The sequence below is a fragment of the Intrasporangium sp. genome (assembly GCF_030452765.1).
Lineage (GTDB): Bacteria > Actinomycetota > Actinomycetes > Actinomycetales > Dermatophilaceae > Intrasporangium_A.
Window position 1 is genome coordinate 1 of the sequence record NZ_JAKDLO010000208.1, and the last position, 6999, is coordinate 6999.

At 69.5% G+C, this 6999-nt stretch carries 7 protein-coding genes, 1 tRNA gene and 1 pseudogene; 6 read left to right on the forward strand and 3 right to left on the reverse strand.

Translation table 11 applies throughout. From position 1 onward, the window contains the following. Positions 1–4: 4 nt before the first annotated feature. Positions 5–295: a WXG100 family type VII secretion target gene (locus tag L0H79_RS19310; protein WP_301486270.1), complete on the reverse strand. Its 291-nt coding sequence runs from the start codon at positions 293–295 to the stop codon at positions 5–7. A 127-nt stretch (positions 296–422) separates the two neighbouring features. On the opposite strand from L0H79_RS19310, the gene L0H79_RS19315 reads away from it, so the two are divergent. The 5 genes and pseudogenes from L0H79_RS19315 to L0H79_RS19335 all read left to right on the forward strand — a co-directional run bounded on the left by L0H79_RS19315 (position 423) and on the right by L0H79_RS19335 (position 4952). Further along, the gene (locus L0H79_RS19315) at positions 423–1226 is read left to right on the forward strand and encodes a DUF4031 domain-containing protein (RefSeq protein ID WP_301486271.1); all 804 of its coding nucleotides are present in this window, start codon (positions 423–425) and stop codon (positions 1224–1226) included. A 7-nt stretch (positions 1227–1233) separates the two neighbouring features. Next, on the forward strand, positions 1234–2640 hold the full coding sequence (locus tag L0H79_RS19320) for an NAD-dependent malic enzyme (protein WP_301486272.1): 1407 nt from the start codon (positions 1234–1236) through the stop codon (positions 2638–2640). 265 nt (positions 2641–2905) lie between these two features. Then, a pseudogene (locus L0H79_RS19325) lies at positions 2906–2995 on the forward strand (ATP-binding cassette domain-containing protein); the annotation flags it as partial. 216 nt (positions 2996–3211) lie between these two features. Then, on the forward strand, positions 3212–3790 hold the full coding sequence (locus L0H79_RS19330) for an NUDIX hydrolase (protein ID WP_301486276.1): 579 nt from the start codon (positions 3212–3214) through the stop codon (positions 3788–3790). Positions 3791–3800: 10 nt separating this feature from the next. Beyond that, a complete protein-coding gene (locus L0H79_RS19335; protein ID WP_301486273.1) occupies positions 3801–4952 on the forward strand; it encodes a glycerate kinase in 1152 nt (383 codons plus the stop codon). Here the strand turns inward: L0H79_RS19335 and L0H79_RS19340 are convergent. Further along, the gene (locus L0H79_RS19340) at positions 4936–5427 is read right to left on the reverse strand and encodes a YajQ family cyclic di-GMP-binding protein (RefSeq protein ID WP_301486274.1); all 492 of its coding nucleotides are present in this window, start codon (positions 5425–5427) and stop codon (positions 4936–4938) included. The genes L0H79_RS19335 and L0H79_RS19340 overlap by 17 nt on opposite strands. Before the next feature lie 64 nt (positions 5428–5491). After that, complete coding sequence (locus tag L0H79_RS19345) at positions 5492–6556, reverse strand: hypothetical protein (protein WP_301486275.1); 1065 nt, start codon at positions 6554–6556, stop codon at positions 5492–5494. 180 nt (positions 6557–6736) lie between these two features. Here L0H79_RS19345 and L0H79_RS19350 point away from each other — a divergent pair. Then, positions 6737–6817 (forward strand) — tRNA-Tyr (locus L0H79_RS19350). Positions 6818–6999 lie beyond the last annotated feature (182 nt).

A 6999-nucleotide genomic window follows, 5' to 3' on the forward strand; every position in this document is an offset into this window, starting at 1 on the left:
GGGGTCAGCGGGCGAAGAGCGCCCGGGTGGCATCCTCGTGCTGGACGTAGGCCGCCGAGGCCTTCGAGGTGAGGTTGCTGATGTCGCTGAGAGTCTCGTTGACCCGCGCCTGCAGGCCCTGGTAGTCGTGCATGACCCGGATGAACTCGGCCTTGGCCGGGCCCTCCCAGGCCCCGTCGAGGGAGCCGAGCCGGCCACGCAGCTCGGTCACGGAGGACTGGATGGTGTCGGCGAGGCGGCGGATGTCCGCGGCCGCTGCGGCGATGCGCTCGGTGTCGATGACGGATCGGGACATGGTTGGTTCACTCCTGCGTTTCGGGCCGGCCTTTCGCCGGCAGCTGGTTGTTCAACCCTATTCAGATTCGTTTGCATCGCGTTGCGGTTGTCCACAGGTCCTTCAGGTCGGCACTATCCTGAGTCGCATGACCGTGTGGATCGACCAGCCGAGCTGGCCCGCGCACGGTCGTCACTTCGCCCATCTCGTCAGCGACGCGTCCTATCACGAGCTGCACGAGATCGCCCGCCGCGCGGGTCTGCCCCCCCGTGCGTTCGACGGTGACCACTACGACGTGCCCGACGAGCGCTGGCACGAGGTCGTGGCTGCCGGCGCCACGCCGACGACGGGCCCCGACCTTGTGCGCCGGCTCAACGCCTCGGGCCTGCGGCTGCGCAAGCGCAAGGGCGACCGCGGCGTCGCCCGCCGGCTGGGCGTGTCGATCCCCGGGGGCTCGGGCGACGTGGACCTGATCCTGTCGCCCGAGCCGGTCGACGCGGCCCGCGTCATGGGCTCGATGCTGTTCGTCCGCGACACCGTCGGGTCCTTCGCGGCGGTCTACAGCATCCGCCGCGACCAGTGGGGCTCCCCCGGCGGGGGGCGCGAGCCGGGTGAGGCCCCGCTTCAGACCGCGGTCCGCGAGACCTACGAGGAGACCGGGCTGCTGGTCGAGCCGCACGCTGTCCTGGCCTGCGGCTACGAGCGGTTCAGACCCGCGCAGGACGGTCTCATCAGTGCGAGCGCGCCCTACCTACAGGCCTACCGGACGACGCTGAGCGCGACGGCACCCGCGCTCACACAGGGGGACAGCGGCATACGTGAGACCCGGTGGATGACACCACGGGAGTATGCCGCTGCCTGCAGCCCCCATTTCTGGTGGCCGCTCGCAGTGGCGGTGTTCCCCGAGCTCGGCGCGGGCCCGGTTCCACAGCACGATGCACAGGAGAGGTGAGGCAGTCATGGGAGTACCGAGTCCCGGGTATGCGATCACGGTCCGGGTCGAGACGCCGTCCTCGGCCAATGCGACCGGCGAGCTGCTCGAGGCGGTCCGCAGCGCCCGGGGGTCGCTGACCGCCCTCGACATCGTCGAGTCGACGCACAACCACCTCGTCGTCGACGTCACATGCGACGCCTCCGATGCCGACCACGCGACCCGGATCACCGATGCCCTCGGGGCCGTGCCCGGGGTGACCGTGCGCAAGGCCAGCGACCGGACCTTCCTCATGCACCTGGGCGGCAAGCTCGAGGTCAACCCGACGGTCCCGCTCAAGCACCGCGACGACCTCTCCCGGGCCTACACCCCCGGCGTCGCCCGGGTCTGCATGGCCATCCACGACAACCCCGAAGACGCGCGGCGACTGACGATCAAGCGCAACACCGTCGCCGTCGTGACCGACGGGTCGGCCGTGCTGGGCCTGGGCAACATCGGGCCGGCCGCGGCGCTGCCGGTCATGGAGGGCAAGGCGGCGCTCTTCAAGCGGTTCGCGGGGGTCGATGCCTGGCCCGTCTGCCTCGACACCCAGGACACCGAGCAGATCATCGCGATCGTCAAGGCGATCGCCCCGGTGTACGGGGGGGTCAACCTCGAGGACATCGCCGCCCCGCGGTGCTTCGAGATCGAGCGGCGGCTGCGCAAGGAGCTCGACATCCCCGTCTTCCACGACGACCAGCACGGCACGGCGATCGTGGTGCTCGCCGCGCTGCGCAACGCGCTGCGGGTCGTGGACAAGCGGATGGAGGACATCCGGGTCGTCGTCAGCGGCGTGGGTGCTGCCGGGCATGCGATCATCCAGCTCCTGCTCGCGATGGGCGTCAGGGAGCTCGTCGGCTGCGGGAGCCGGGGGGCCATCCACCGCAGCGAGGGGTACGCCGACCCCGACCGGCAGTGGATCGCCGACCACACGAACGGCGCCGACCTGTCAGGAAGCCTCCGGGAGGTCCTGCCGGGTGCGGACGTCTTCATCGGGGTCTCCGCGCCGAACCTGCTGACCGGCGACGACATCGCGACGATGGCCGATGGCGCCATCGTGTTCGCGCTGTCCAACCCCGACCCCGAGGTTGACCCGCTCGCCGCCGGTGAGCACGCAGCGGTCGTCGCGACCGGACGCTCCGACTACCCGAACCAGATCAACAACGTCCTGGCCTTCCCCGGCTTCTTCCGGGGGATGCTCGATGCGGGCTCGTCCGAGATCACCCAGGAGATCATGATCGCCGCGGCCAAGGCGATCGCCGACTCGGTCACCCCCGACGAGCTCAACGCCAGCTACATCGTGCCGTCGGTCTTCGACCCGGTCGTCGCCCCGTCGGTCGCGGCCGCGGTGCGTGAGGCCGTCGAGGCCGGTGCCCCCCACGAGAAGGAGAAGTGATCCTGCCCACCCCTCATCGAGAGTGCAGCAGTTCTGGTCGAGAGTGCAGTTGTCGCCATCGAGAGTGCAGTTGACGGTGAGCTGGCCGGCATGTGATCGCGAGCCGAGCGGCATACGGGCCTGACGTACGGGACGATAATGGCTCCATGGCGCTGGTCGCGACCGAGCCGGTCGGGTCAGAGCCGCCGCTGCTGCAGGTTCGCGGACTGTCGGTCGCGTACGGCCCGGTGGTGAGCTGGCCGGTCAGGGACAGCGCATACGGCGCATGGCCCTGCAGCGCGTCGATCTCGACGTATGGCCCGGTGAGGTCGTCGGTATCGCGGGCGACAACGGCGCGGGCAAGTCGACCCTGCTGCGTTGCCTGTGCGGTGACCTGGCGGACGTTCGGGGTGAAGTCGTGCTGCACGGCGAGCATGGCGCAGGACCACCACACGATCGACGAGTCGGAGAAGCTGCTCGACATGAGGTTGGCGGCGGCAGGCGCGGAGTCGACATCCGCATGGGCCAGGCGGCGTGCCCAGCTGAACCGTGGCGTCGATCCTGTGTTCACCCGGTTGGCAGAATGGCATACGTGAACTGCGATCCCGTGCGCACCTTCCGCACCGTCCCTCCCGGCGAGCGGCCGCGTCGCACTCGCCGGACGGCCCGGGTGCTGCTCGTCGACGACCTGGGCCGCATCCTGCTGTTCTCCGACAGCGACCCCGGTCTGCCCGGGCGGCACTGGTGGATCACGCCCGGCGGTGGGGTCGACCCGGGCGAGAGCGACCTGCAGGCGGCGGTGCGCGAGGTCGAAGAGGAGACCGGAGCCCGTATCACCGAGGAGCAGCTGCTCGGGCCGACGCTGGTCCGTCAGGTGGTGCACGGCTACACCGATGTGGTCATCGACCAGGAGGACGTCTTCTATGCCTGCTGGGTGCCGGCCTTCGAGGTGAGCGACGCCGGCCACACGGCGGAGGAGCGGCTCACCATGGCACGCCATCGCTGGTGGACGCGGGCGGAGCTGGCAAGCACGGACGAAGAGGTCTGGCCGGCCGCAGTGCTCTCGATGTGGGCTGACGCCGATGCCCGGCTGACCGAGGCGAGGGCCGGCCGTTCGTCTCGCCCCCCAGTCGACGAGGGCAGCGCCGAGGAGTCGACGATTCCCGTCTGAAGCCGCTGCCATGAGCACCGTCCTGATCGCCACCGACAAGTTCAAGGGCTCCCTGACCGCCGCCGAGGTCGCCGCCGCCGTGGCAGCCGGTCTCCGGCGCGTTGCCGACCCACAGGTCCGCATCGTGCCCGTCGCCGACGGCGGCGACGGCACGCTGGCGACCGCAGTCGAGGCCGGCTTCACGGCAGTCCCGGCAATCGCGTCGGGGCCCATCGGCGAGCCGGTCGAGGCGATGTGGGCCCGGCGAGGCGAGACCGCGCTGGTCGAGATGGCCGACGTCTGCGGGCTCGTCCGGCTTCCCGGCGGCCGGCTCGACCCCCTTCACGCCACGAGCCGAGGCCTGGGCGAGGTCATCGCCGCGGCGATCGACGCCGGGTGTCGCGACATCGTCGTCGGGATCGGCGGGAGCGCCAGCACCGACGGCGGGGCCGGCATGGTGCAAGCGTTGGGTGCGCGTCTTGCCGATGCCCGGGGTCGCGAGCTCGCCGCCGGAGGGGTGGGTCTATCCGCCCTCGTGGCCGTGGATCTGAGCCGAATCGGGCGGCGCGTACAGGGAGTGCGCCTCACCTTCGCCTGCGACGTCGACAACCCGCTCACCGGGCCACGCGGCGCCGCAGCCGTCTACGGTCCGCAGAAGGGGGCCACCGCAACGGACATCGCGAGGCTCGATGGCGCCCTCGCCCACTGGGCCGATGTCGTCACGGCCGCGACGGGCCGCGACGAGCGCGACACCGCGGGCGCGGGCGCCGCCGGGGGCGTGGGGTATGCCGCTCTCGCTCTGCTCGGTGCGACGCTTCGGCCCGGCATCGACCTCGTTCTCGAGCTCGTCGGCTTCCACCAGGTCCTGGCGGACCTGGGGCCGGGTGACCTCGTCATCACCGGTGAGGGCTCGATCGACGAACAGACCTTGCACGGCAAGGCGCCCGCCGGAGTCGCCTTGGCCGCACGGTCTCGCGGTGTGCCTGTCGTCGCCGTCTGCGGACGCACCACGCTGACGAGGGAACGGCTCGAGCGCGCCGGGATCTCAGCGGCATACGCGCTGCTCGACGTCGAGCCCGACGTCGGCAGGTGCCTGGCGCACCCCAAGCCCATCCTCGAGCGACTCGGCGAGGGCATCGCGCGCGAGTACCTCGGCGGCGAGGGACTCAGCGGTAGTTCGTGAAGTTCAGGGCCACGTCGAGGTCGGCCTCCTTGAGCATCCGCTGGATGGCCTGCAGGTCGTCGCGGGACTTGCTCGTCACGCGCAGCTCGTCGCCCTGGATCTGGGACTTAACGCCCCGAGGGCCCTCGTCTCGGATGAGCTTGTTGATCTTCTTGGCGCTCTCCTGCGAGATGCCCTCCTTGAGGGCGGCGTCGAGCTTGTACTCCTTGCCGGAGACGCGCGGCTTCTCCGGGACGTCGAGGTGCTTGAGGCTGACCTTGCGCTTGACGAGGTGGGTCTTGACGACGTCGAGGACGGCGAGGCACCGCTCCTCGGTGTTGGCCCGCATCGCGATCGACTCGCCGGACAGCTCGACGGAGGCCCCGACGTTCTTGAAGTCGTAGCGCTGGGCGATCTCCTTGGCGGCCGAGTTGACGGCGTTGGCGATCTCCTGCTTGTCGTACTTGCTCACGATGTCGAAGGACGAGTCGGCCATGGTGGCTCCTGCCGGTGTGGGTGGGGGGCGTGACCTGCCATCCTGTCACGCGGCCGGCCGGCCCTCAGTGGGAGGTCAGCTGCTCGAGAGCGATCGAGGGAGAAGGGATGCAGCCGGGGGCCAACCCGGTCAGATCGTCGGGCTTGTGCCTGTCCAGCAGCTCGGACCCGTCGCGTGACCACCCGAACCCCGGGCGGTTCAAGACGGTCGCCCAGACCTCGTCGACGTGGTCCGGGTGTCGGTCGTGGAGGTCGTCGAGGAGCCATCGCGGAATGGTGTCGTCCTCGAGGTAGCCGTTGATCTGTTCAGCAACGCGAGGGTCGGCGAGCGTCGTTGGATCGGCGAAGGCGCTTGCCACGACGTCATACCCGACGAAGAACCAGATGCCACTGTCCTCGCGGTGGACGATGCCGACGCTGTCTGCGGCGGCGAACTGCTCGGTGTAGGCGGGATCGTCGGTCACGCTCATCCGTGGGGGCGTCGGTCGCGGCTCGGTGGCCCGGGCGCGGATGCGGGCGGCGTGGTGGTCGATGAACCGCTGGTAGGTCTCGGCCACGCGTGAGCCCTGGACGACGGTCCGGTCCGTGCCGAAGCAGTCGAGGAAGCTCTCGTGGAGCCAGCGGGCGTTGCGTTCCGCCTGCCGGCGCTTGTCAGGGTTGCTGTCAGGGTTGCGCAACACGAGCCCTGGCCGCTTGAGAGACAGTTGGAGGGCGAGCCCGGCGATCTCGGGGCGCGTGGTGGCCGGGAAGTATCGCTGGGACCCGCTGAGGAGCCATTGATCGCCGACCGGCAGGACCCGGGTCATGACAAAGCCGCCGGGCTCGAGGGCGGCAACGCTGGCGCCGCCCATGCTCGCATAGCAGGTGTAGGTCAGCTCGTCGAGCAGGTTGATCAGGAGCACCTGGTCGTGGCCGTTGTCGAGGATCTCGAAGTACCCGTGCACGCTGTCGTTCCAGCTGTCGATCAGGCCACGTCGTGTGTCGACGTCCCGCCGACGAGTGACGAAGCGGTCCAGAACCGTGGTGCGGTCGTCGTAGCGGTGCTCGAACAGCAGTGACTCAACGGCGACGACAAGCTGGTCGAAGGGGTCGAGGTCGAGCGTAGCGGTCTGTCTGCGGTAGTAGCGCAACGGCTTCTCGAGAGGCGGCGTGAGCGCGAACTCGACAAGCTCGCCTTTGAGGTCGGCGGCGGTCTTCGTCAGGTAGTGGAACCAAGGCCATGGCGGTCACCATAACCGGGTGTTCGGACAAGTGCCGGTAGGCGATTCGGCGTGGTCACGGGTCTCTTGCTATCCTTCCAGACGCACCACGGCAGGTTGTCCGAGCGGCCAATGGAAGCGGACTGTAAATCCGTCGCGAAAGCTACGAAGGTTCGAATCCTTCACCTGCCACCGAGTGTAACGAAAAGAGGCCCTGACCTGCGGAAATGTCGGTCAGGGCCTCTCTTGCGTCAGGTCCAGAAGTTGGCTCGCGATGCCGCCAGTGGGGACTTCGGCGCGATTTCGACGCGGCCAGCGGTGGCCCACCAGTCCCGAGGTGCCCGACGTTCACCGGACGCACCGGCACGTCAACG